Source organism: Streptococcus cristatus (assembly GCF_003943505.1).
Lineage (GTDB): Bacteria > Bacillota > Bacilli > Lactobacillales > Streptococcaceae > Streptococcus > Streptococcus cristatus_E.
Window position 1 is genome coordinate 1 of record NZ_RJPS01000121.1, and the last position, 523, is coordinate 523.

The 523-nt window shown below is 45.7% G+C and carries 1 protein-coding gene; it reads left to right on the forward strand.

From position 1 onward, the window contains the following. Positions 1–17: 17 nt before the first annotated feature. On the forward strand, positions 18–523 hold a 506-nt coding region (locus D8792_RS11565), incomplete at its 3' end, for a collagen-flanked surface repeat-containing protein (protein WP_446677407.1).

Below are 523 nucleotides of genomic sequence, written 5' to 3' on the forward strand. Positions count from 1 at the left end.
TGGCTGGCAAGCCATCATTGGCTCAAGTCGTAGACAACAATAACGGCACGCACACTGTTAAAGTTGGACTCGATAAGAACAGCAATGGCCAGCTCGATCCAGACGAAGTAACCTCATCTACCATCGTCAAAGACGGTAAGGATGGAAAATCTCCACTAGCTAAGGTTGTTGATAACAACAATGGTACCCATACTGTTCAAGTCGGACTTGATAAGAACAATAATGGTCAGCTTGATCCAGATGAAGTAACATCATCTACAATCATCAAAGATGGTAAGGATGGAAAAGCTGGCGCAACAGGTGCTACCGGTGCAACTGGAGCCAAAGGTGAAGATGGCAAGCCATCATTGGCTCAAGTCGTAGACAATAATAACGGCACGCACACTGTTAAAGTTGGACTCGATAAGAACNGCAATGGCCAGCTCGATCCAGACGAAGTAACCTCATCTACCATCGTCAAAGACGGTAAGGATGGAAAATCTCCANTNGCTAAGGTTGTNGATAAAAACAACGGCACGCACAC